Source organism: Bacillus sp. VT 712, assembly GCF_001614195.1.
In the GTDB taxonomy this organism is placed as follows: Bacteria; Bacillota; Bacilli; order Bacillales; family Bacillaceae_H; genus Priestia; species Priestia flexa.
In genome coordinates this window covers 16,658-40,975 of record NZ_LWBK01000028.1, presented here as the reverse complement: position 1 = coordinate 40,975, position 24,318 = coordinate 16,658, and the positions used below count along the sequence as shown (strand labels likewise).

The following is a 24,318-nucleotide window of genomic DNA, read 5'->3' as shown; positions in this document are numbered from 1 at the left end:
TCTATGCGCACTTCTTTTCGGACGTACTGACCCAGGTACAGCAGCTTTCCCTCAACTAAATCACCTTTTTAAAAAATCGAACCCGCACCAAGGGATCAGTCTGCCCAAAAACAGGTGAATCCCCATTTTTTAAGCATCAACCAGACTCCTTCACCTATTCATCCATTTGAAATTCACGAAAATTTAAACCATCGTGATCAAAAGTTGAAAAACGAAATGATTTTAGTTAGCTATGAATAATTCAGGCCATTATATTTGTGTAAACCTCTTTACAATAGAGTAAGTATAATACATTCCCTCATTTAAATAAATAAACAGATACTAGAAAAGCAAATTTTCTAGAGAGGATTTCTTATCACTTTTATACTTTGTCCATTAAATGTGCTACAATAGTGAATTGGTTTAAGATTATGTTAAATAAAGGAGCCTTTTTACATGAACATTGTTGTCAGTACATTGAATGCCAAATACATTCACACATCTTTGGCCCTTCGATGTTTAAAAGCATACGCAGAACCTGACTATCACGTTGAGATGGTTGAATATACGATTAAAGATCCAGCGATGAATATCGTGACGGATTTATATAAGCGCAATCCTGATATCATTGGATTTAGCTGCTATATTTGGAACATTGAAGAAACGATTACAGTCGCACAAATGTTAAAAAAAATTAACCCTAACCTAACGATTATTTTCGGTGGACCGGAAGTAACATATGATATTCCGTACTGGCTAGACCGTATCCCAGAAGCTGATTTCATTGTAATTGGTGAAGGAGAAGAAACGTTCAAGCAGCTCTTAGATGAGCTTCATGGAAACCGTCAGTTTGAAAACGTCAGCGGTGTTGCATTTAGACAAGATGGGAAACACGTAGTGAATCCACAGCGCAATAAAATTGATCTTCGCGAAATGCCTTCACCGTTCCGGTTTGAAGAGGATCGCAATTCTTTATCTAAGCGTGTTGTCTATATTGAAACAAGTCGCGGCTGTCCGTTTAGCTGTCAGTTCTGCTTATCTTCTATTGAAGTAGGCGTGCGCTACTTTGACCGCGAGAAAATCAAAGATGACATTCGCTATCTAATGGATAACGGTGCTAAAACCATCAAATTTGTGGACCGCACATTCAACATTAGCCGCAGCTATGCTATGGAAATGTTTCAGTTCTTAATTGACGAGCACAAACCTGGTACTGTTTTCCAATTCGAGATTACGGCTGACATCATGCGTCCAGAAGTTATTCAGTTTTTAAATGACCATGCACCAGCTGGACTCTTCCGCTTTGAAATTGGTGTCCAGTCGACAAACGATGCTGTAAACGAGCTTGTAAAGCGTAAGCAAAACTTCACAAAGCTTACTCGTACCGTTACGATGGTCAAAGATGGCGGTAAAATCGATCAGCACTTAGACTTAATTGCAGGCCTTCCTGATGAAGACTACCATTCGTTTAAAAACACGTTTAATGACGTATTTGCTCTGCGTCCAGAAGAGCTTCAGCTCGGGTTTTTAAAGATGCTTCGTGGAACAGGTTTACGCCTTAGTGCGCAGCGTTACAACTATCAGTTTATGGACCAGTCACCGTATGAAATTCTAAGTAATAACGTTCTGCCGTTTTCTGATGTTGTTCGTATTAAGCACGTTGAGGATATCTTAGAGAAATTCTGGAATGATCACCGCATGGACGAGACGATTGAGTTACTGGTCCAGAACTGTTACGAAACGCCATTTGATTTCTTCCAAAACTTTGGTACTTTCTGGGATGAGATGGGCTGGGCACGTATTGGACACCAGCTTGAAGATTTGTTTAAACGCTTAAAACAATATATTGAAACAGAAAGCTTTAAAAACGAAGCAATCATTGAAGGCTTCATGAAGATTGACTATTTATTCAATCAAAAACACAAGCCTCGCAAACCTTGGTGGGATGATAAGTTAGATAAGCAAGTTCGTTCTCATTACTATCAGCAAATACTTGCAAAGCCAACGGTATTAAGCGATGACTTTGTCGATGAAAACCTAACGGAAAAAGAGCTTTATAAGCACACTGTTCTTGAGCTGCTTCCATTTGATTATGCATACTACAAAAACACTGGAAAAATTGTAGAAAAGCAGTCTTTAATTTTATTCTACTATGATCAAAAAGCCAACGAGACGAAACTGTTTACCTCTCCTGTTGAAGCCTTTGATTTGCCAGTAGTGAGCTAATCGGAAAAGAGTTTGGGACATAACAAAATGATTGCTTCTAAGAGACGAACAATAGCTGTTCCAATCTTTTTGGTTTGTCTGAACACGTTCGTTCCATTGCGCTACGGCCACTCGCTTTCCGCGGGGAGGAACCTGAGCTTCCTCGCTGCGCTGCGGGATCTCAGTTTTCCCTCTCTTTCCCGCAGGAGTCGAGTGTCCTACGCTCCATTCCACCCTGTTTCCAACATTGTTTTCACAATCAACCAAAAAACCTGAACGATTAAAAGTGAGAAACTCTCAATCGTTCAGGTTTATCATTAGCTGAATTACTTATGTCCCAGCCTCTTTTTTTAACAGTTCTTTTTTTGCTTTTTCTTATGTTTTTTCTCAGCTTTTGCAATTTCAGCCATCTCTAAAAACTTAGCTGCGTTTGGATCACCCATTTCAGGTCCAAACTCCTCTTGTAAAAGTTGTGTTTGCTTTTCTTTCGAGTGGGCAAGGTGTCTATGATCTTTTTTCGTCATTTGCTTTGTCCTTGCTTTCCGTGCTTTGAATTACGGTTTGCTGCTTTATATGTGTCTTCTCTGCCATATTCAGCTGAAAATTCTGTATCGGGTAAGCTTTCTTTTGGCGTTTGATTATTTTTTTGTGCTGGATTATGTGCTACTTTACGTTTTGCCATTGTAATAACCTCCTCATAAGATTATAAGCATTTGCTCTATACTAGCTTGTGCAAGTGCATAGATCTTATGAGCAGTAAAACCTGTCAAAACGCTTAATGAATTACCCAATAATAATGCGTTCTTTTGGATAATGATAGTCTGGTTCTGTTTTTGGACGACGAAGCATTAGAATAAATACGAGCATTCCAATTCGACCGATAAACATCAGAATAATAATGAGTATTTTCCCTACATCTGATAAGCCACTCGTGATTCCCATTGATAAGCCTGTCGTTCCAAAGGCTGAACACACTTCAAAAATAATCTCTGTTAAAGAAAACGACTCTGTGATTGTTAAAATAATAACAGAAGTGGAGCAGATAATAATGGCAAACATAGACACAGCTACAGATTTAGTAATATCATCTTCATGAATTTCTCGTCTAAAAATCTTTATTGTTTTACTTCCTCTTGCATAATAAAACAAAAATAAAATATTTAGAGCAAACGTGGTCGTCCGAATCCCTCCACCGACGGAGCTTGGAGATGCTCCAATGAACATCATGGCACTCATGATAAGCAGCGTCGGTAGCGTAAATTCACTAACATCCATCGTGGCTACTCCACCACTTCGGGTTGCGGCTGATTGAAAAAAGGCATAGAAGAATGCTTCATGCCAAGACTTCCCTGCCATAAACGCATTCTGTTCTAAAAGCAAAATTAACAAAGTTCCAACAGCTAACAAGGCTAAGAACATAATAGACGTTAATTTTGCAAAAAGAGAAAACTGAAACTTACGCTTTTCTTTACGCTTTAAAAAGAAGTGCTTAACTTCAATTAGAACTGGAAAACCAATTGCTCCTAGCGTAATTAAGAGCACCGTCACGACTTGAACAAAATAGTCGTTAGCATATGGAACAAACGAAGCTCCAGTTATATCAAACCCAGCGTTTGTTGTCGCACTAATAGATGAAAAAAAACCATGTAAAAATGCTTCTTTCCAATCTAAATAATATTGATGAAAGTGAAGCGTTAATACCAATGCACCAATTGCCTCAATGGCAAAAATAAGAAGCAGTACATTTCTCATTAAATTAACGAGTCCAGATAATTTGGACTGATTATGATCCATCATAATTAATTGTCGTTCTTTTAAGCCAATCTTTTTTCCAATTAAAAGCCAAATAAATGTACTTAGTGTCATAACACCGATTCCACCTATTTGAAAAATAAATGCTAAAATAAAATATCCGAATGTGCTAAACGTCTCAGCTGTTGAAACGGGCGTGAGGCCTGTTACGCTTACCGCGCTAACAGCAATAAATAAACGGTTAATTAAATCTAGCTCCACCCCTGGCTTTAATGCTGCTGGAATGCTTAAAAGTAAAAAACCAACCGTCACGGCTGTCAAATAAAAGCCGACAATAATTTGTGCTGAGGACATTTGCCTAATTCGATGTTTCCAATTTCGACGCATGATAGACATTCCTTTTTTTATAATACATAATAGCTTTCCCTTTTTTTGAATTTTTCTTCCTTATGTATTATTTTCTTTTACTCACTAAAAGAAGAGATAGCTTTATTTAGTATAAAAGAACAAGTGACCGTTGTCATTACCAAACAGGAATTTCAGTATAAAAAGTTCTTTTTCCCATTAATAATAAAAGCTGTACGTGCAGGAAAACCACTACACGTACAGCTTTTATTCTAGCTACATTTCGCTTATTAAAAAGTTTTACTTTGAACGCTTTTGTAGCCAATCACCAATTGTTGGGTACGTTTCTTTAACCGCTTTTGGACCAAATACAACTGAAACGTGTCCTGTTTGAAGAAGCTTATATTCTTTATCTTTGCTTGAAACAGCATCCATTAACGCAGCAACTTGATGAGGCATTGCAATGTGATCTCTGCTTGCAGCAATGTTAAGAATATTAGCCTTAATATTTTTTAAATCAACCTTTTGTCCACGAATATCTAGCTCGCCATTAATCAGCTTATTTTGCTGATAAAAATCTCGAATCCACTGACGATATGCTTCACCTGGGAACGGAATGCCATCGGCTACCCACTTTTGCATAAGCTTCCAGCTTTCAACAAAGCGTTGATTTTCTGAACGATCAACTAGCGTTACGTAAGGACCGTAGAAATTTGTAATTGGCTTTAGCATCTTATTACCAAAGTCAATCATTTCAGGTGGAATGTTACCTAGCGTATCGACGGCTTTATCTAAGTTAAAGTAGCGTTCATCTAGAAATGCGCCGTATAAACCAGTGTCTGAAAAATCAAACGGACTTGTCATAAAGATCAAGTTTTTAATTGGCAATTCATCATGTAAAGCCGCAAAGGCTGCCGTCATCGTACCACCCATACAATAACCTAACACGGACAAGTTAGGTGCTTTTGAGTGACGCAGTACTTTTTTTGCAGCGCGCGGAATGTAGTCCATGATATAATCATCCAATTTCATACCGCTATCTTCTACGCCAGGCGTACCCCAATCTAACAGGTACACATCAAAGCCACGCTCTAATAAATATTCCACTAGGCTATTGCCAGGTGTTAAATCGAGAATATATGGTTTATTGATAAGAGCATATACAAGTAAAATTGGCGTCTTGTGTAGTTTTTCTTGAGTTGGAGTGTAACGATATAGCTTCGCTTTATTCTTTTTCCAAATCACTTCTTTTGGCGTCAATCCTACCTCTGGCTCTGCTTCCGTTGTGACAATTTCATAAGCACGCTTAAAGCGTCGAGCTGAGCTTTTATATTCGCTAGGCATTGATTTGATTAACTTTTCCCATTCTTGGATATATGGAGTTGCCATGAAAACATCCACCTTTCTTTTTAATCATGAGCGAAAAAGCACAGCCCCGACAAAACGTCAGGGCTACTTTTATATGAACGAATAATTACATGTATAAGCCACCGTTAATGTTTAGTTGTTGACCTGTGATATAAGCTCCGTCTTTAACTAAGTACACAACGCCACGTGCAATTTCATTTACTTGACCAAAGCGGCGCTTTGGAATTTTCGCAACAATATTAGCACGTACTTCTTCTGGAATTGCCATTACCATTTCAGTTTCAATAAAACCAGGGCAGATAGCATTAACCGTTACGTTTGTTTTTGCTAACTCAAGTGCCAGCGACTTTGTGAAGCCTACCATACCAGCTTTTGCAGCTGCATAGTTTGTTTGACCGAACCCGCCTGCTTGACCGATAATAGATGAAATGTTAATGATGCGGCCTGCTTCTGCTTCTACTAAGTCACCTAAAGCAGCAGAAGTTGTGTTATACACACTATGTAAATTAACATCAATCACTTTCTTCCAATCTTCTTCTCCAAGCTTTTTGAAAGAACGATCGCGCGTAATACCAGCGTTATTTACTAAGATATCAAGCTGGCCAAACGCTGCTTTTGTTTCTTCAACAAGGTGTTTAGCTTGATCTGCATACGATACGTCCGCTTGAACAGCAATCGCTGAACCGCCGTTTTCTCTAATTTCATTGACAATAGCTTCTGCAGATTCTTTACTACTGTTATAGTTTACAGCTACCTTAACACCTTGTGATGCTAATTCACGTGTAATAGCCGCTCCAATTCCTTTAGATCCACCTGTTACGATTGCTACTTTACCTTGTAATTCTGTCATCAAAAATTCCCCCTGGCCTCATCAATTGTAATTGTTCTACATAAACAGTAGTATGATGTGTTTACTTGTCCCCTTGTCTTACTTTTGAGCCGGTTGCTCGCTCGGCTTTTCTACTTTTACTTGCTCCAACAGCTCGGCTTTTAGCTGTTCACCTTGCTCTTGAATTTGCTCTTGAATTAACTCTTGCAGCACAGCTTGCGTATCCTGCTGCTCTTCAAGCAGTGACAATACCTTATCTAGCTTTTTGTCTAACGACTTTACATCTGACTTCAGCTTAGTGACTTCACGCTTGAAAGCTGGACTATCTTGCTTGTCTTCAAGATCATCGAAACGATCTTCTAACGCCTCTACCTTTTCCTCTACATTAATAACAAGTGAAGCTACGTTTGCTACATCTTCCTTTGTTGGAATGTTGACCTGTTGAAAATAGCGCCCTGTTACTTCGTTAATAGCTTGTTGATACTGAAGGTTCATGTTCAGAACGTTTCCCATCATTTGTGAGAACTCTTCTCTGTTCATATTGTCTCCAATAACTTTTCCCCAGTAAGACTCAGTTTTGTCATATACGTCTTTCCATGCTTGAAACGGATCTAACATCTTTTGCTGTTCCAATTTTCCATCTCCTTTCCACGTAATTAAAAGTGATGGCTCTCAATATGCTCATGACGAAAACGCATGTGGACATATTAGGAAGCACGAAGTAAACGCAATCATTATCATCAATAAGAACGCTTACTATTGTTTAATTTGTTTTCTACTTGCGCTAACAAAATGTAAAAGTGTTAAAAATATCTTACGTATACTATTATAGAGTTGTTTGATACGATAAACAATTCCCAATATTTGATTATTTTTGAAAAGTTTTGACAAAAATTGTCGAAACCTTTTGTTTTTTTGTCGTTTTCTAAAAAAACCCAAGGGAATGATTGACTTTTATCTCATCTAGGTGTAAATTACACATATAGAGACAAATTACCAAAAAGGGGTGATTAACTTGAGTACAAGTAAAGAAGATAACGCCTCTGCTTCAAACTCCGCTAACCTTGAAAAATCGATTAGTGGTGCACCAAAAAACTTTATGATTCCTTTTTTATTACTGAGCCTTCGGGGTTGGAATTTACATGGTTATAAGCTAATTCAACAGCTAATGAGCTTTGGCTTTACATCCGTCGACCAAGGAAACGTATATCGCACCTTGAGACAGCTTGAAAAAGATAACCTTATTACTTCACAATGGGATACATCTGCTGAAGGACCAGCTCGACGTATCTACTCATTAACGGAAGCTGGCGAACAATACTTAACGATGTGGGCTTCATCATTAGAGCAATATCAAAATATGTTGGATTCATTCTTTTCCATGTATACCGACATGTTTTTTCCATTCAGCTCAGGTACAAAAAAAGATGAGAATCAAAAGTAATTTGCATGTACAAAAGGAGTCACGTAGTTTGATGCTGCGTTTCCTTATATAAAAATAACGGCTATTTCGCGAGCTAGCTGAAATGTTAAGCCTTACACCTACGACAAACACCACTAACGTTTCATAAATTTATTCTGTTCGCAAGCCAATCAACCGAGGAGGAATTTGATTATGGCAACAGTAAAGTATGAAACAGTAATCGATGCAATGTGGGATCAATGGACAAAAGGATTAGAAAACATCGCTGAAGGAAATAAGCAAGTTGAGCTTTGGACGTTAAAAACATTAGAGCAACAGCAAGAATTTGTCTCAAAAGCAGTTGAACAACTTCAAGAAGTTGATAAGCAATGGAAAGCTGAGCTTGAAAACCTTCAGAAAAGAACAGTTGAAAATTTACGTAAAACTGCAGGCAACGCTGTGGCAGACTCATACGAAGAGTGGACGAATCGCATGAGCGAAGCATTAAGCAAGCTACAATCATTATCTGTAAACCAAAGCAAAACTGGTTATACAATGGTGAAACAAGCACAAGAGCAATACCACCAAGTCATCACACAGCTACTAGAAGAGCAAAAGAAAACGCGTGAAGAGCTTCAACAAGTATCTGATGCGTACGTAGAGCAAGTAAAATCTCTACAAAAATCATTTGCTCAATCAGTTGATCAATATGCAGTTGTAAAATAAAACAAGAAAGCCTAACTTCTTCTGAAGTTGGGCTTTTTATTATCTCCTTCAAACCATTACCAGTATGGCAAGAAAACGAGAGTACATACTACGACTACAACGATAATTATTCGTTGAACTTAAAAAAGGAGAGAATGAAACCATGGCTAAATCAAATAAATTATTAGTTCCTGGCGTTGGACAATTTTTAGATCAATACAAAGCAGAAATCGCTCAAGAATTTGGAGTAACTTTAGGCTCTGATACGGTTGCTCGTAGCAACGGATCAGTTGGTGGCGAAATTACAAAACGTCTAGTACAACAAGCTCAAGCTCATTTAAACGGGCAAAACAAATAATTTTAACAACTTCATAACATGGCTAAAAGCAGGTGCTCTAGGCACCTGCTTTTCTCATGCAAAAAAAGAGGGTGGGACATAACAAAACAAATTTCCAAAAAGAAGAACAATTCCTTTTCTCACCTCTTTACGTTGTTAGAATACGTTTGTTTTCACAATCAACAAAAAACCTGAATGATTAAAAGCGAGTAACTCTCAATCGTTCAGGTTTATCGTTAGCTGAATTACTTATGTCTCAGCCTCTTTGATTATTGATGATCTACTTTTTCCAATGCATCTTGTGCATCATCTGAACCTTCAATTTCACTTTGATTTTTACCTTTCGATAAGAACCAGCCGCCAACAGCAATTGCAATCAGCACGATCCAAAAGAAAAGTTTCCATCCTTTTGACTCTGGGAAATGCTCATCAACAATTGCTAATTCAGGGTGAGCAAGCGTATATACTGCTAATTTAACCCCTACCCAACCAACAATTAAGAACGCAGCCGTTTCTAAACCTGGGCGTTGATTTAATAATTTTACGAACCATGTTGCTGCAAAACGCATGATAATTAATCCAATTAATCCACCTGCAAAAATAACGGCGAACTGTCCACCATCTAGCCCACCAATCTTAGGTAGTGGAGTATTTGGAAGCGTGACAGCAAGAGCTACCGCTGCAAGAATTGAATCGACCGCAAACGCAATGTCTGCTAATTCTACTTTTAAAACAGTCATCCAAAAACCTGAACCCTTTTTTTCCTTTGTAACGGTTTCATCATGTTTTGACTTTTTCAAATAGCGCTTTACGAGGTGATTAATCGCGATAAACAGTAAATATACTGCTCCGATTGCCTGTACTTGCCAAACATCCACTAAGAACGAGATTGCAAATAGTGAACCAAAACGGAAGATAAATGCCCCCGCTAACCCGTAAAATAACGCTTTTTTACGCTGCTCTTCTGGTAAGTGCTTTACCATAATTGCCATTACAAGCGCATTATCGGCAGCTAAAATTCCTTCTAAGGCGATGAGAACAAGCAACACCCACCCATATTCTAATAACAATGATGCATCCATAAACATTCTCCTCTCTTTTCTCTCTTACTAATCTTTTTCCCTAATTCGGCAAAGAAAACACAAAAAGACCTTTGCCAAATATGGCAAAGGTCTTGCTAAGCATAAATAAACTCGTTATGCCAACAAAGCCGATGGACAGAATCCATGGAATGACGACTTTGTTTCAGGTTTCCCTGACGCTACTCCCCTTTACTCCTTAGACGAAGTAAGTGTATTAAGTTATTATCATAATACGTAACTTTTTCCAACTTGTCAATGGAAGAATAGTTATTTATTTCTTTCCATTCAGTATACGTGCTAACTTGTGTAAAAATGTCTCAAAATGGATGGGTTTGGTGATATAATCTTCAAGCCCCATGTTCACTTCTTTTTCAATATCATCTTGTAGCGCATTCGCTGTAACTGCCATCAACACCCATTTTTTATGAGGCGTGATGAGCTACTGCTTCTTTCAATTAAGTCTAAGGCTGTATAAGCAGCTAGAATGCCCACTACTATTGCCAGCAAAACGGTAAATAAATTATAATTCCCTTCCAGAGTCATTCGCTCCTTTCTCATAAGCAAGACGTAAAAACAGACGAACCGTTTCAAAGATTCGCCTGCTGTTACGTGCAAGTGTATTTAATTCAACTGTTAATTGACCATTAGATCATGGAGCTGCTTTTGCACTTCTTGAATTTTCAATTTCGAGATATGAGCATATTCATCAAAATTCAAAAAGTAGACTAGGTACGTTTCATTTCTAGGAGTAATATGAGAGACCTTTTCCAGATTAACAATATAAGATCGATGCGTTTGGCTAAAAACGTTTGGATCTAAATACATATAAATATCACTGATGTTTTCATATGTTCTCAACTGTGTGAATATTAAACATTTCTTTCCTGATTTTTCAATAAAAACAATCTCGTTAATTGGTATATAGTAAGTAGATCCGTTAAATTTAACAGGTAATCGCTTTGCTCTTGATTTAGTTGAGTTGTCTTTTTCTTGTTTAGCAAGCGTTTTTTTAGCGCGCTCTAAAGCTACATATAAACGCTGATTTTCAATCGGTTTAATAATATAATCAAGCGCAGATAATTCGAAAGCTTCAACCGCAAACTGATCATACCCTGTTATAAAGATAAAGCGTAAATCTGGTTTAATCTTCAAACATTCTTTGACAGCTTCTAATCCGCTCATGCTCAGCATATTAATATCTACCAAAATAAGCTCTGGACTTTGTACCATTACTTGCTGAATTAACTCTTCACCATCCCTGCAAGAGCCAATGACATCAAAGCCAGGTACCTGAGAAATAAAATATTCTAAGATTTCAATTGAATCTATATTATCATCTGCAATTAATACTTTCACAAACGTCGCTCCTTCTAACATTCTTTCTATTCCTTTTACATTATCTATTCCGTCAAATTAAAAACAAAAATGAACATTTATGCTAAGGAGAAAAATCTCGTTAGTTTCTCTCAAATTTAGTAAGTATTTGGATATCAAAAGTGTAGCATATAACCGTAACAACATATATATGAGAAATGAACTAATCAATTCATAAACCAAGTCTATCATACTACACTTCTTCCACTTATGCATAAATAAATGCCTAAAAATCGTATTTTTATATAGGTCTTTTTAACTATTAATAAGAGATGAAACATAAACAAATAAGCCCACCAGAAGAATTCACTTCCGGTGAGCTATATGCTTCACATGCTTATTTGCCTTTTTTTACAATGTCTTGTGCTTGCTTTGATACAAAGAAGCGGCCGTTTTTATCTTGTACGACAACGCTATTCATTTCAATTTCTTTTCCATTCACAACCGCAATATTTTTGTTAACAGGAAACTCAACCGTACGCTTGTTTGATTTTACAACTAGTACAGGGTTTTGTGGATCTTGTTTATTTACTGTTACGTTAGCACCCTTAAATGCTTTTGTAGCTTCAATAAATAGCTCATCCGTTAGTTTATCTAAGTCGAAATTCATTGCTTTTGCCATATGCTTAGCAAGATCAGTATTATCGTAATGCCCCACAGGACGATCTACTCCGTATGAATACAAGAACATGTCTTCACCCGTATGACCACCTGTCGTAAAGCCTAGGTTTGCACGATTTGCCAGCAGTTTAGATAATGTTACTCCAATTGCATTTTTATCTTTCGCTGCATCTAACTGTTTCTTTTCATCAACCGTTAAGTTGTCTAGCCCGTATAAAGCAGCCACTTCTTCTTTGTTTGATAAGTCTTTATTTAGAGAGCCCATTGCACCTTCTAACGTCATTTTCGCTTTTTTCAATGGGTCAATGTACGCTGAAACAGGCGTTGTATCATAGTTTTTATCTGTATTTTTACTTCCGATTGAAATACCGCTATTACCGTGATCTGACACTACAATAACCATTGTATTTTTATCTTTTTTCGCAAATTCAACTGCTTCTCCTACAGCTTTATCAAAAGCTAACACGTCGCTTACCATTCCAACAGGATCGTTTGCATGTGCCGCCCAGTCTGGCTTACTGCCTTCAACGAATAAGAAAAATCCATCCTTGTCCTTTGAAAGCGTAGTAAGTGCTTTATCCGTCATTTCTGAAATTGTCGGCTCTTGAGGCTTTGTTTGTTTACGGTCCATTTCGTAAGCAAGCGCTGAATCTGAGAATGAACCCCAAATTTTATCTGATTTTGATTTCAATAACTCATCGCGATTTTCTACAAAATCATAGCCCTTTTCGTCAATTACTTCAACTAAGTTTTCACCGTCTTTACGGTTTTTACTACCTTCTCCTGTAACAAGTGATTGCTTACCACCACCGAGTACAACGTCTATGCCTTGGTATACTTGCTGCTCACCTAGTACATCAAAGTTATTACGATCGTGATGATGGGCTGAAAAACCAGCTGGCGTTGCGTGTTGAATTTCAGAAGTTGCCACAATTCCTGTTGCTTTTCCAGATAGCTTTGCTCCTTCTAGAACATTTGCTACTGGGCGGTACTTGTCTTCTTCTTTTATTTGTTCAACACCAGGTGTTGTGACAAGTGAAGGAAGCACTCCTACGTATCCAGAGTTAGATTTATTACCAGTAGCCAATGCTGTTCCTGCTGGTGCTGAATCCGTAATTGCTGATTCAGCTGAATAAGCGCGAACCCCTCCAGCCATTAACTGATCCATATGTAGAGGTGCACCTTTATACCATCTTGCTAATGTTGTTGTGCTTGAGCTTGTTCCGTCCGTTACCATCATAATAACGTTTTTTGGTTTTTTCTCCTGCTGTTTTGGCCCCTTCGCTTCAGTTTCCATTAATGCATTTCCTAATCCAAAAGAACCGAGTGCTACAGCACCAGCAAGCGTTGCCCCTAATAATTTCTTTTTCATTTCATCGTGCTCCCTTCATATCGCTCTTTTTTCTACATGCTTAAATCTAACAATTCTTTGTAAATGCACTTTTATGGCAATGTAAAGATTCGTTAAAATCGCGTAAATACCTGTTTACAAGCCAAAAAATCCTTCAAATGCACTAATCCTTCAGGAGAAAAGTTTCATCGCATAAAAAGGAAACACATGAACAAACTACCAATAACAGATGAGGATTGATGACAAGGAGATACTTATGTTCAAAAATTTATTTAAAAAGAACAATGCTGATCAACAACCAAAGAAAACCCTAGATGAAATTATTGAGCAATTTAGTAAATCCAGTGATTTTACGACGCTCGCTATTGGAGCTCAGCATAAGAAATACGTCATTACGTACTTTAAACAGCTCGTCCAGATGCAAAGCGTTGAAGATAAAATTATAAAGCCTATTCAGCTCATTGATTTTACGTTAACAAACGTCAACGAAGTCGAAAACGTATTACCGATTGAGGATATCTCTATCACTAAAGATACTCAAGAAATTTCAGAAAAAATGCTTCGCGGGTATGTTATGTTTCAGCTTCATACTGATGATAAAGAAGTTGCGTTAATTAAAGTTCAAAGCTTTGATACGGGATTTCGAACAGAGAATGAAACTGAAAATGAGTTTAGCGTCGTAGGTCCAAAGCTCGGATTTGTAGAAGACCTAGACGTTAATTTATATCTCATGCGAAAGACATTAATTTCTGAGCATTTGGTATTCAAGGAAATTACGGTCGGACAAAAGTCTAAAACTCGGGTAGTAATCGTTTATTTAGAGGACATCACGAATCCACAGCATGTAGATACCATGACAAAGCGCTTAGAGTCCCTTGACTTTGACGTTATTTTTGATAGCACCATGCTAGAGCAGCTCATTTCAGATAACTCCAATACTCCTTTTCCTTTGTTTTTAACAACGGAGCGAGTAGACCGCGTATTGTTTACCTTGCGAAACGGTCAAGTTGCTTTTTTCTCAAGCGGTTCTCCATATGCAGTGACGGGACCATCCACGCTGCTTGATTTTTTTATTTCACCTGAAGACTATTATTTACCGTGGGTGCTAGGCTCATTCTTTCGCTTAATTCGAATGTTTGGCGTATTTTTTTCTATTTTTGCAACGCCGCTATATGTTGCCGTTGTTACCTATCATTATGAAATGTTGCCAAAGGATTTACTGGGACCAATTATTTTCTCAAGAACAAATGTCCCTTTTCCTCCCGTAGTAGAAGTGTTGTTCTTAGAAATAACCATCGAACTGCTTAGAGAAGCCGGAGCCAGACTACCTTCTAAAGTCGGCCAAACGCTTGGAATCGTTGGGGGAATTGTTATTGGGCAAGCAACCGTTGAAGCTGCTTTAACTAGTAACGTTTTGCTCATTATTGTTTCTCTAACTGCGCTCGCATCGTTTACAACGCCAATTTTTAAGATGTCTAATACGATTCGACTTTTGCGCTTCCCTTTTGTACTGTTTGCAGCCTTGTATGGACTGGTCGGTATCATGTTTGGCTTTTGCTACTTAATCGTTCATTTAATTCGATTACAATCCCTGGGTATGCCTTATTTAGTTCCTGTCTATCCATTTCGAGCAAAAAGCCAACGAGATACGTTGCTTAGACTTCCATATAGCAAAACGGCAAAACGCCCTGGGTATTTAAGACCTTTAAGCTGGTTCCGCTATAATCCTGAAAAATCAAAAAAGAAACAAAACCTAGACCGAGAGTAAGCAAGGAGGATATACAGCAATGAAAAAATTAATAATTATAGCTTGTTGTAGCATCTTTCTAATTAGCTGTGCGGATCGAGAAGTGATTGATGAGATACAAGTCGTGAATGCGATAGGATACGATTACGATAAGGACGAAGACAAGATTCGAGGAACCATTTTATATCCGATCTTTAAATATGGACCAACGGAAGAACCAAGCATCATTGCAGCCAAAGGCGATAGTTCTTTTGATGTCCCTCTCCATTTAAATGTTAAGTCTTCACTCCCTTTGGCATTTGGCCAATTGCGTAGCGTCATAATTGGTGAAGATTATGCCAAACACGGAATGCACGATTTAGTCAATACGCTTGCTCGAAATCCTGACTTAGGGCGTACGATTAAAGTAGCCATCACAGATGGTAATGCACATGAGATGTTAAGCTCTGTTACGAGAAAGAAAATTAAAGATTATCAGTTTATCTCAAATCTAATTGACCAGAATATTAAAACTGAAAACCTACCGCGAACCAACTTACAAACGTTTTTATTTAGTTTTTTTAGCGACGACCGCGATCCTTTTTTACCGTTGTTATCCCAAGAAAAAGATGCAATTAAATTAGAAGGAGTTGCATTGTTTAAAAATGAAAAATACATTTCTTCAATCGATATGAAAGAAGCGTTTTTAATGAAGCTACTCCTGGATGGGACGAAGCACGGTCGCTATACAATGGATATGAAGCACAAAGGGCATTCAGGCGAAGTTATTTTAGAAAATCTGCGAACCAAAACGAATTACGAATTAAAAGGGAACCGTCATAATCCCATCATTGTTGTCCATTTAAATATTGACGGCCTTGTAAAAGAGTTTCCACAATGGCTGAAACTAACAAAGCCATCTAATGTCAATATGCTTGAGAAAAAGCTAACTACGAACTTAGAAAAAGACAGTGATCGCTTAATTAAAAAGCTGCAAAAGCTTGGCGTTGACCCCATTTGTTTTACGGATTACGTTCGTAGCCGTACGCGGAACTTTGACAGCCAACGCTTTAGAGAAAACTATTCGGACATGGATATCCATGTAAAAGCGCATGTGAATCTAGTTCAAACAGGCATTAGTCAGTAGGAGGGAACAACATGGAAAACAATGTGAAAGAACAATTTCAAGTCTCTCCGTCTTTTCTGTTCTTTTTGATTCATTCCGTGCAAGTAGGGGTTGGAATGCTGGGGTTTCAAAGATATATTGTGAAGGGTGGCGGACATGACGCTTGGATTTCAGTTATTGCTTCTGGCTTAGCCGTCTCTGTGCTGTTTTGGATGTGCTTTTATGTACTAAAACGTGAAAATACGGATGTCATTCAAATTCATCGCCTGTATTTTGGAAAATGGATTGGCAATCTATTTAATATCATCTTATGCCTATACTTTTTCTCTTTTGCAATCACGATTTATCGAACATATATTGAAGTCCTCCAAGTCTGGATGTTCCCGCGGCTCACCACTTGGAGTATTTCACTTATTTATCTTCCTCTCATCTATTATATTATTTCAGGTGGTTTTCGCGTCATTACAGGTATTGCATTCTTTGGAGTCGTCCTTCCATTACCTTTATTTTTTTCATTGTTTTATCCACTTTCGCTAGGCGAAGTAAATAATATCTTACCGATTTTAGATCATAGCTTTGGTGAGTTGTTTACTTCTTTTAAAACAATGACGTTTAGCTACTTGGGGTTTGAATCGATTTTATTTTTTTATCCCTACATTAAAAATGGACCCTCTAGTTACAAGTGGGGGCAAGCTGGGCTTTTATTTACAACCGTTCTCTATACATTTTTAACAATTGTAACATTTGTTTATTTTAGTCAAGGGCAGCTTTTAAAAACGATTTGGCCGACGCTCACAATGGCTAAAATTATTGAAATTCCCTTTATTCAACGATTTGAATACGTTGTAATTTCATTATGGCTTCTTGTTGTTCTGCCAGCAATTTGTACAACCTTATGGTGCAGCGTTCGAGGGATGAAGCGAACATTTCGAGGAAAGTCTACTATTTACCTATTGGTATTTATACTAACCTTATTAGCTCTTTCAATTTTCTTTGATAATCGAAAAAACATTGACCTTTTAAATAATACCGTTTCTCAAATAGGGACATACGTTATTTATTTTTACATTCCTTTTCTATTTATTTTCAGCATTATTCGTTCGAAAATAAAAGGAAGCAAACGAACACCTGAACCACAGCAGGAACCTCAAAAAAAGAGTGAGTCACCTTCATCGTGACTCACTCTTTTTATTAGTTAAATAGCGCTACATATTCACCGTATCCCTCTTCTTCCAGCTTATCTTTAGGGACAAATCGAAGAGCGGCTGAGTTGATGCAATAGCGTAACCCTCCAGCTTCCGTCGGACCATCTTCAAAAACATGACCTAAATGTGAATTTGCAGCTTTACTACGCACTTCCGTTCGAACCATATTATGACTAACATCCATGTTTTCCTCTACCTCTTCCTTATTAATTGGCTTGGTAAAGGACGGCCAGCCGCACCCAGCATCATATTTATCTCGTGAGCTAAAGAGTGGTTCTCCAGAAACAATGTCTACATAGATTCCTTCTTCTGTATGATTCCAGAATTCATTTCGAAATGGAGGTTCGGTTGCGTCATTTTGTGTTACCTCGTATTGAATTGGCGTCAAGCGTTTTTTCAACTCTTCATCTCTACCGATATCTTTCCAGTTCTCTTTAATAAACCGATCGCGTCCGGAACCTCGACGGTACATTGAATAGCGAAATTTATTCTTTTTGTAGTAATCTTGATGATACTCTTCCGCTTCATAAAACGGCTTTGCAGGTAAAATTTGAGTTACGATAGGGCTTGAAAAACGGCCGCTCTCTTCTAGCTGTTGCTTTGAAGCTTCCGCTAGCTGCTTTTGCTCATCATTATGATAAAAGATTGCTGTTCGATAAGAGTCTCCGCGATCAGCAAACTGTCCTCCTGGATCGGTTGGATCGATTTGAGGCCAGTAAAGCTCCAATAATTTTTCATATGGAAACACTTCGGGATCAAATGTAATTTGAATCGCTTCATAGTGTCCTGTCGTTTCTGAACATACTTCTTTATACGTTGGATTTTCAGTATGGCCTCCAGTATAGCCCGATACAACTTTTAGAATGCCTGGCTGTTCGTCAAACGGCTTTACCATGCACCAAAAGCAGCCTCCAGCAAACGTGGCTAATTGATGGTTAGATTGTGTCAACGAGAAGACCTCCTCTTGATTATTTATGTTTATTATACGACTGATTAATTGAGATACCAACTATCTTGCTTCACCGACTATTATGTATAGAAAAAAAGGAAGCTATGAAGCTCCCTCTTCGTTACCCTGCCTTATTTTCATGTTCTTCGTTTTCTTTTTCATCTACGCGCTGACTCATTCGAAGCGGAATAGCTTTAATAAAGAACGTTAGGACTACACCCGTTACAACAATAAAACCAGCAGTTAGATAAACGCCTGTTAGTGAATAGCTTAGCGTTTCACGAAGAATAGATACAAAGCCATCAAATACTTGTTGCATGGATGCTGGTACCTGTTTTTGAATATCTGCTAAGCGCGCAGGATCCATTAGTACCTGTGGATCTAGCCCCTGAAGTTTCGAAGCTAATTCAGGAGGAACAGATGCTCCGCTTACCTCTTCTGTCATATGGCTAGACATACGTGAGTTCATCATTGTTCCCATAATCGCAACCCCAACTGTACCACCAAGCTGACGGAACAATTGACTGGATGCTGTTGCTACACCTAGGTAGCGCTGTTCAACAGCATTTTGAATGATTAGCGTAAATACTGGGAAGCTCATTCCTAATCCTAAACCCACTAAAATATTGTTGATGATTACGTTTGTTGACGTCGAATCTTGATTCATTGCTGACAGTGAGAACATTCCTGCTGACATGATAGCTAAGCCAATGATTGCTAAACCTTTATACTTACCTGTTTTCGTAATATATTGTCCACCGAGCGTACTTGCAAGTACCATCGCAAGCGTCATTGGCATCATAATCAATCCAGACGCCGTTGCAGAACGACCGATAACACCTTGAATAAAGAACGGAATATACATCGCTGCTCCAAACATTCCAGCACCTAAAATAAACCCAACAACGTTTGAGAGCGTAAAGATGTTGTTACGGAATAAGTGAAGTGGTAATACCGGACTTTTTGCTTTTCGCTCGACCATAATAAAAATAGCTAACGATACAATGGTTCCAATAAACAAGCTGATGATTGGTGTTGACACCCAATCATACTTAGAACCAGCCCACGAGAACGCTAGTAGTAGCGGTACAATGGTTGTTGTTAAGAATAGTGAACCCGCATAGTCGACCTTTTCACCTTCTCGTTTTTCAACGCTTGGAAACAGCATCCAAATTAGAACGAATGCAACGATACCAAACGGTAAGAATACCCAGAAAACCCAGTGCCAGTTCGCATTATCAACAATCCAACCGCCAAGTGTTGGACCGAATACACTGGCTAAACCAAAGACTGAGCTTAGTAACCCTTGCCAACGACCGCGCTCACGCGGCGTAAATAAATCTCCAACTGCTGTAAATGCAGTCGACATAATTAAACCTCCACCCAGGCCTTGAACAGCTCGGAAGATGATCAATTGAATCATTGTATTTGAAAAACCTGCACATAGTGAACCGATGATGAAAATACCGATACCTGTTAAAATAAACGGCTTGCGTCCGTAAATATCTGAAAGCTTCCCTACTAAGATAGCTGTGATACTGGAAGCTAACATAAAGCTTGTAAATACCCAGCTATAATACTCAATTCCCTGTAGCTCAGCAATAATACGTGGCAATGCAGTACCCACAATCGTTTGGTTTACGGCTGTAAACAGCATTGCTGACATAATTGCAATCATAATGGCTACTTTTTTTCGATGTTCTAAATGTTCCATATGTCTACTCCTTTCGGTAACTAAATAATTCACCTAGTGAATCATTTTTTCGGCGTACCTGTCTCTTAGTTTGACTGTCGCTCCGCAGAACGATCAATTTTTTGAAATAATGTATTCATAATTTGAATTTCCTCATTTGTAAAATCGTTAAACCGTTCAAAAAAATATGCTCTTTTTTTTGCTTCAATTTCCTCAAATATAGCATGCCCTTTTTCAGTAATGACAATTTCAACAATTCTTCGATCTGCCTCTGACTTTTTCCGTTCCACATACCCTTTAGATAAAAGCAAATCCGTCAAAGCCGTAATATGACTAGCGGATACCTGCAGGTGCTTTGAAATGTCCGTTGATTTTTGAGGACCTTCATTTCTTAACATGCGAAGAATCATAAAAGCATTAGTTGATAGCTCCGAATCAAATACGCTGTTAATTTCTTGTCGAAGCTGACGAAATACACTGCGAAACAACAACTCCATTTCATGGAGAAGCTCATGACGTTCTTTCACTATACACACTCCTTCCTTTTACTTATATGATTAAAAAGTTAATAAAATATTTATTTCACTTAGTTAACTAAAATAGTTTTATCAAATAAACATGCTTATCGTCAAGATAAAACTTCCTAAAAGATAGTATTTTCTTTTTTCAGAAAAAAAGCCATAAAAAAAACATGCTTGCGATAAGCGTAAGCATGTCTAATACGTAAATAATCCTGTTAAAAACGTGCGCCATTTTGGAGGCTTTTTCGCGGCTGCAAACTGACTGTCTTTTAAGCGCGTTTCAAATTCCTCTACCTTTGCTTGGAGCTTTATCATCTTTTTCGTTAACTGATCAATTTCTTTTCGGTGCTCAAGAAGCTGAAACGTGACCACTTCTCCTGCTTTTTCTTCCGTTCTTTTTTCATTTTCAATTAAGCGCATTAATAGCTGGTCAATTTGCCGTTGCATTTCTTGATTAGGCTCTTCTACTTCTTTGTGCTTTGCAGACTGATAAGCCTCAAGCTTTTCTTGCAGTACAGATACCTGAGCTTCTACATCATGTAGCTTTTGGTTGTCCTTATCATCAACCGCTACTGAAGCCGCCACTTCTTCATGAGCTGACCACTTCTCATAAAGTTCATCCATTTGTTTTTGAAGCTGCTCAATGCGATCATCACTTGCTTCAACCACTTTCACAACCGCTTGGCGATTCCGATTGTTCTTAAACTCCTCAAGCTTCGTAACATTTTCTTCTGTAAACTCCCAGTGTCCAGCATCATTTCGTTGAATATCAATGTCTGCAAGCTTTGCCCATTTCAAAACCGTACTCGGATGAATTCCTAACTGTTTGGCCACGTCAAGCGTTTTTATTGCCATCGTAATCCCTCCATCTTCTTGTTATACTAGCAACTTCGCTACGAAACAAAGATTCCCTTCATTCGTGACAAAACTAGAAGGAATTCGGCAAAGAAAGTGGGAATTCAACAAAGAAGGAGCTGCAACATAACGAAATAATCCCTTCTCAAAGACGAAACATTATTTCTTCAACATCACTAGGTTGTAAGAACAAGCTCGTTCTATTACGCTACGGACACTCGCTTTTCGCGGGGAGGAAGCTGAACCTCTACATTTTTGGTTTTAATTACATACGAAACACTCTTATTCCATTTCGTTTCAACAAACCAATCAAACGGCACTTATTACGAAAGGAAACTTAGACCTATTACAGCGACATTACTTCTAAAGGAGCTTGTTTGTATGAAATATCTCTTATTAATAACAGCTCTATGTACCACAGCTGTTTTACTCTTCAAACCATTATCCACTTGGACCATCATATTTATCTGTACAGTCATGTGGAGCAGCGTATATTTGTACATGAAACGAGTTTCTTTTACCCATCCTATTTCGTGGATTTCATGCACGTTCTCAATTTGTATAGTCAGCGGCATGTGGTGTACTAACTCACCTTTACTACTCCTACTATTACTGGCTGTGCTATTGATGTACTACTTTGAAATCGCAAGCGTACATAATTACCTATTCTCGATTAGTAAACGCGAACTTGCAGCATCAGCTGAACTCTCAAAAGTAAATGAAGTATTCCAACAAATTCGGGCTGAGCGACATGATTTTATGAAGCATATTAGCGCCGTGTCCTACCTTATGGATAGTAAGCAACATCAAAAAGCCAATGCATATATGCAGCAATATGTGGATGCACTTCAGAACACCAATACATACATGCAAGGCGAAAGCGGACATATCGCTTCCATGCTATATCAATGGAAACAACAAGCAGCCCAAGATAACATTGAGCTAGTCTTTCAGTTTGAAAACCCGTTATCACAGCTTCCTATCACAAAGCTTAATCAAATGAACCTATTGGTAAACCTTTTGGAAAATGCCTTTGATGCGGCACGGTGCACAGACGAGAAGTATATTTGTATTAAATCTCTAGTTAAAAGTGGAATTTATATACTGGAAGTGACCAATTCCACACCTCCACTCTCTAATGAGCTGCAGGATCAACTATTCAAACAGTTTAACAAAACCACCAAATCAGGAAGCCATGAAGGACTTGGGACATTTGTCATTCATGAGCTAGTTCGGCACTCTAACGGCTATCTGGATTATCTTTATTACCACCAGCGTTTAACCGTTAAACTGAAATTTCCAATTGTTGTATAGCCTTTTAATTTGTTAGCAATCGTACAAACTAATGATACACGCTGGCAAAAGTCCACCTTGTGAAATCATAGGTAAAATAATATTCTTTTTTAATTAAATGGCTTGCATTTATCTCTAAAAACGAATATTATATATCATGTTGCTTTTAATGTTCGTTATTTTTGGAGGTACTTATGTTTAAGTTACAAGAAGCTAACACGAATGCTAAAACAGAGGTTTTAGCTGGAATTACTACGTTTTTAACAATGGTTTATATCGTGGTTGTAAACCCTGTAATTTTATCAGATGCAGGTGTACCGTTTGATCAAGTATTTATGGCAACCATCATTTCAGCCGTTATTGGTACGTTGTGGATGGCACTTGCCGCCAATTATCCAATTGCAATTGCGCCAGGTATGGGATTAAACGCATATTTTGCATACTCTGTTGTCGGTTCACACGGTAACATCGATTATAGAATTGCTTTTGCGGCCGTGTTTGTCGCAGGTATTATTTTCGTTATTTTGTCGCTCACGCCGTTTCGTGAGAAATTAATCGAAGCCATTCCAGGCAACTTAAAACATGGAATTACAGCTGGTATTGGCCTTTTCATCGCCTTTGTCGGCCTTCGTTCAGCAGGTATTATTGTCGCAAACGAATCCAACCTTGTAGGCTTAGGAGATCTTCAATCTCCTGGCGTTGTACTCACTTTAGTGGGATTGGCCATTACCATTGCGCTATATGCAATGAATATCAACGGGGCATTGTTTTTCGGTATGCTTATTACAGCCGTTATCGCGCTTTTCACAGGTCAGCTTTCATTTGACCAAGGGTTTGTGTCTGCCCCTTCTCTACCAGAAGGACTCCTAATTACCAATCCGCTAACTGCGTTTGGTGACGTTATTCAGCACGGTTTGTATGCTGTTGTATTTTCTTTCTTACTGGTAACCATTTTTGATACAACAGGTACGATGATTGGTGTAGCACAACAAGCAGGATTAATGAAAGATAACCATATGCCAAAAGCACGCCAAGCTCTTCTTGCAGATTCTTTTGGTACATCAATTGGTGCAATGTTTGGAACAAGTCCAACAACTGCTTTCATTGAGTCTTCAGCTGGTGTTGCTGCAGGTGGACGTACAGGTTTAACTGGCGTAACCGTAGCTCTTTTATTCATTATTGCTGCGTTCTTTAGCCCGCTTGTAAGCGCCGTTTCAGGCATTGCAGCGATTACGTCTCCAGCTTTAATTATTGTAGGTAGCTTAATGATGGGCTCTATTGCAAAGATTAACTGGAGCGAATTTGATGAAGCATTCCCTGCGTTTCTTGTTATTTTAACAATGCCTCTGACATCAAGCATTGCAACTGGAATTGCGCTAGGTTTTATCTCACATCCACTAATGAAGATTGTAAAAGGTAAAGCAAAAGAGGTTCACCCCCTTGTTTATGTATTTGCTGTTCTATTCTTATATCAACTTGTGTTTTTACCACACTAAAAGCGATGCTTATGCATCGCTTTTTTATTTGAGATACGTTGGATTTAAGTGGAATCCTTTTCGTTATTTGGTATACTGAATATACAGAAAACGTCTTCATTGAA

At 38.2% G+C, this 24,318-nt stretch carries 23 protein-coding genes, 1 pseudogene and 1 riboswitch; of the genes and pseudogenes, 9 read left to right on the top strand and 15 right to left on the bottom strand.

Annotated features, from left to right (window positions below):
• Positions 1-435: 435 nt before the first annotated feature.
• A complete protein-coding gene (locus A2U94_RS13970; protein WP_062954643.1) occupies positions 436-2,205 on the top strand; it encodes a B12-binding domain-containing radical SAM protein in 1,770 nt (589 codons plus the stop codon).
• 329 nt (positions 2,206-2,534) lie between these two features.
• Here A2U94_RS13970 and ykzE read toward each other — a convergent pair whose 3' ends face one another.
• From ykzE to phaR, 6 genes are all read right to left on the bottom strand, one after another.
• Complete coding sequence (gene ykzE, locus A2U94_RS21590; protein WP_167556157.1) at positions 2,535-2,708, bottom strand: protein YkzE; 174 nt, start codon at positions 2,706-2,708, stop codon at positions 2,535-2,537.
• On the bottom strand, positions 2,705-2,866 hold the full coding sequence (gene ykzP, locus A2U94_RS21585; RefSeq protein WP_025909634.1) for a protein YkzP: 162 nt from the start codon (positions 2,864-2,866) through the stop codon (positions 2,705-2,707). Before ykzP ends, ykzE begins: the two co-directional genes overlap by 4 nt.
• Positions 2,867-2,967: 101 nt before the next feature.
• Positions 2,968-4,374: a TrkH family potassium uptake protein gene (locus A2U94_RS13965; RefSeq protein ID WP_225001745.1), complete on the bottom strand. Its 1,407-nt coding sequence runs from the start codon at positions 4,372-4,374 to the stop codon at positions 2,968-2,970.
• A gap of 207 nt (positions 4,375-4,581) precedes the next feature.
• Complete coding sequence (locus A2U94_RS13960) at positions 4,582-5,670, bottom strand: class III poly(R)-hydroxyalkanoic acid synthase subunit PhaC (protein WP_025909636.1); 1,089 nt, start codon at positions 5,668-5,670, stop codon at positions 4,582-4,584.
• Between the two features lie 85 nt (positions 5,671-5,755).
• A complete protein-coding gene (locus tag A2U94_RS13955; protein WP_025909637.1) occupies positions 5,756-6,499 on the bottom strand; it encodes a 3-oxoacyl-ACP reductase in 744 nt (247 codons plus the stop codon).
• A 78-nt stretch (positions 6,500-6,577) separates the two neighbouring features.
• Complete coding sequence (gene phaR, locus A2U94_RS13950; RefSeq protein ID WP_025909638.1) at positions 6,578-7,111, bottom strand: polyhydroxyalkanoic acid synthase subunit PhaR; 534 nt, start codon at positions 7,109-7,111, stop codon at positions 6,578-6,580.
• A gap of 382 nt (positions 7,112-7,493) precedes the next feature.
• Here phaR and phaQ point away from each other — a divergent pair, with 382 nt between their 5' ends.
• From phaQ to A2U94_RS13935, 3 genes are all read left to right on the top strand, one after another.
• The gene (phaQ, locus tag A2U94_RS13945) at positions 7,494-7,922 is read left to right on the top strand and encodes a poly-beta-hydroxybutyrate-responsive repressor (protein WP_025909639.1); all 429 of its coding nucleotides are present in this window, start codon (positions 7,494-7,496) and stop codon (positions 7,920-7,922) included.
• Between the two features lie 171 nt (positions 7,923-8,093).
• Entirely contained in the window at positions 8,094-8,606 is a 513-nt protein-coding gene (gene phaP / locus A2U94_RS13940; protein ID WP_025909640.1) for a polyhydroxyalkanoic acid inclusion protein PhaP, read from the top strand.
• A gap of 142 nt (positions 8,607-8,748) precedes the next feature.
• On the top strand, positions 8,749-8,943 hold the full coding sequence (locus tag A2U94_RS13935) for an alpha/beta-type small acid-soluble spore protein (RefSeq protein ID WP_025910214.1): 195 nt from the start codon (positions 8,749-8,751) through the stop codon (positions 8,941-8,943).
• A gap of 248 nt (positions 8,944-9,191) precedes the next feature.
• On the opposite strand, the gene A2U94_RS13930 is transcribed toward A2U94_RS13935, so the two are convergent.
• The 4 genes from A2U94_RS13930 to A2U94_RS13920 form a co-directional block, all read right to left on the bottom strand.
• Positions 9,192-10,004, bottom strand: a complete 813-nt coding sequence (locus tag A2U94_RS13930; protein ID WP_025910213.1) for a TerC family protein — start codon at positions 10,002-10,004, stop codon at positions 9,192-9,194.
• Positions 10,005-10,101: 97 nt separating this feature from the next.
• Positions 10,102-10,204: riboswitch (yybP-ykoY riboswitch) on the bottom strand.
• A 71-nt stretch (positions 10,205-10,275) separates the two neighbouring features.
• A complete protein-coding gene (locus A2U94_RS21225) occupies positions 10,276-10,413 on the bottom strand; it encodes a response regulator (RefSeq protein ID WP_156413467.1) in 138 nt (45 codons plus the stop codon).
• Between the two features lie 224 nt (positions 10,414-10,637).
• Positions 10,638-11,360 carry a LytR/AlgR family response regulator transcription factor gene (locus A2U94_RS13925; RefSeq protein ID WP_226372953.1) on the bottom strand — a complete coding sequence of 241 codons (723 nt, stop codon included), beginning with the start codon at positions 11,358-11,360 and terminating at the stop codon, positions 10,638-10,640.
• Between the two features lie 355 nt (positions 11,361-11,715).
• Positions 11,716-13,371, bottom strand: a complete 1,656-nt coding sequence (locus tag A2U94_RS13920) for an alkaline phosphatase (protein WP_062686734.1) — start codon at positions 13,369-13,371, stop codon at positions 11,716-11,718.
• 235 nt (positions 13,372-13,606) lie between these two features.
• Between A2U94_RS13920 and A2U94_RS13915 the strand changes: the two genes are divergently transcribed.
• From A2U94_RS13915 to A2U94_RS13905, 3 genes are read left to right on the top strand one after another with little or no spacing between them, the layout of a single operon-like run.
• Positions 13,607-15,118: a spore germination protein gene (locus A2U94_RS13915; RefSeq protein ID WP_062954642.1), complete on the top strand. Its 1,512-nt coding sequence runs from the start codon at positions 13,607-13,609 to the stop codon at positions 15,116-15,118.
• 19 nt (positions 15,119-15,137) lie between these two features.
• A complete protein-coding gene (locus A2U94_RS13910) occupies positions 15,138-16,223 on the top strand; it encodes a Ger(x)C family spore germination protein (protein WP_062686736.1) in 1,086 nt (361 codons plus the stop codon).
• Positions 16,224-16,234: 11 nt separating this feature from the next.
• Positions 16,235-17,380: a GerAB/ArcD/ProY family transporter gene (locus A2U94_RS13905; protein ID WP_062686737.1), complete on the top strand. Its 1,146-nt coding sequence runs from the start codon at positions 16,235-16,237 to the stop codon at positions 17,378-17,380.
• 13 nt (positions 17,381-17,393) lie between these two features.
• Here A2U94_RS13905 and msrB read toward each other — a convergent pair whose 3' ends face one another.
• The 5 genes and pseudogenes from msrB to A2U94_RS13885 form a co-directional block, all read right to left on the bottom strand.
• Positions 17,394-17,807, bottom strand: a complete 414-nt coding sequence (gene msrB, locus A2U94_RS21860; protein ID WP_286140559.1) for a peptide-methionine (R)-S-oxide reductase MsrB — start codon at positions 17,805-17,807, stop codon at positions 17,394-17,396.
• Between the two features lie 24 nt (positions 17,808-17,831).
• Positions 17,832-18,356, bottom strand: a pseudogene (msrA, locus tag A2U94_RS21855) (peptide-methionine (S)-S-oxide reductase MsrA); the annotation flags it as partial.
• A gap of 121 nt (positions 18,357-18,477) precedes the next feature.
• Positions 18,478-20,070 (bottom strand): MDR family MFS transporter, encoded by a 1,593-nt coding sequence (locus A2U94_RS13895; protein WP_062954641.1) that lies wholly within the window; start codon positions 20,068-20,070, stop codon positions 18,478-18,480.
• A 65-nt stretch (positions 20,071-20,135) separates the two neighbouring features.
• Entirely contained in the window at positions 20,136-20,576 is a 441-nt protein-coding gene (locus A2U94_RS13890) for a MarR family winged helix-turn-helix transcriptional regulator (RefSeq protein WP_025910204.1), read from the bottom strand.
• A 189-nt stretch (positions 20,577-20,765) separates the two neighbouring features.
• Positions 20,766-21,425, bottom strand: a complete 660-nt coding sequence (locus A2U94_RS13885; protein ID WP_025910203.1) for a MerR family transcriptional regulator — start codon at positions 21,423-21,425, stop codon at positions 20,766-20,768.
• A gap of 381 nt (positions 21,426-21,806) precedes the next feature.
• On the opposite strand from A2U94_RS13885, the gene A2U94_RS13875 reads away from it, so the two are divergent.
• Positions 21,807-22,739, top strand: a complete 933-nt coding sequence (locus A2U94_RS13875; RefSeq protein ID WP_082823071.1) for a sensor histidine kinase — start codon at positions 21,807-21,809, stop codon at positions 22,737-22,739.
• Between the two features lie 173 nt (positions 22,740-22,912).
• Positions 22,913-24,214, top strand: coding sequence for an NCS2 family permease (locus tag A2U94_RS13870; RefSeq protein ID WP_025910198.1), 1,302 nt, complete (start codon positions 22,913-22,915; stop codon positions 24,212-24,214).
• The last annotated feature ends 104 nt before the right edge of the window (positions 24,215-24,318 follow it).